At 47.0% G+C, this 474-nt stretch carries 1 protein-coding gene; it reads right to left on the bottom strand.

Annotated elements, in window-relative coordinates:
• A partial coding sequence (locus KVT34_RS29825) for a polyketide synthase dehydratase domain-containing protein (protein WP_369016301.1) occupies window positions 1-459 on the bottom strand: 459 nt, incomplete at its 3' end.
• Between the last annotated feature and the right edge of the window lie 15 nt (window positions 460-474).

Consider the following 474-nt stretch of genomic DNA (forward strand, 5'->3'; position numbering starts at 1 on the left):
TTCCTCCGCATATGCAGTAAACCGCTCCTTCTCATGTATGGAACTGGCTTTTAACACACGACAGTCAGCGTGGGGGATTGCGGCTTGCATATTCCCCTTCTCACTTTCCAGTTCTTGACCTAACAGAACAATTCGCCGGTCATAATGGATATTCTCCTGCTCCGTAACGCTTTGCTTTCTCCAAACTGGCTGGAGCAATAACGTTTCTGAACTCTGCTGCAGGTCTTCCTTCTTAACTCCATCCTCCAGCTCCCTGGTAGAAATTCCTCTTATTTGCACACCGACATTTCCTTCCTCATCCAATAAGTCGATATCCAATTGCCGCATTTTGTCTTCTTCAGAGCTGCCCTCGCTATATCGAATGAAGGCCCATTTCATCGAAGCGGTTTCCCGGAAAATCCTTATATTCTGCAACAGAAATGGGACTGAGGGCTTCGGAATACCCGAACTGTCGGTCATGCTGAATAAGGTTTG

It is taken from the genome of Paenibacillus sp. GbtcB18 (assembly GCF_019091125.1).
GTDB classification, from domain to species: Bacteria; Bacillota; Bacilli; order Paenibacillales; family NBRC-103111; genus Paenibacillus_F; species Paenibacillus_F chitinolyticus.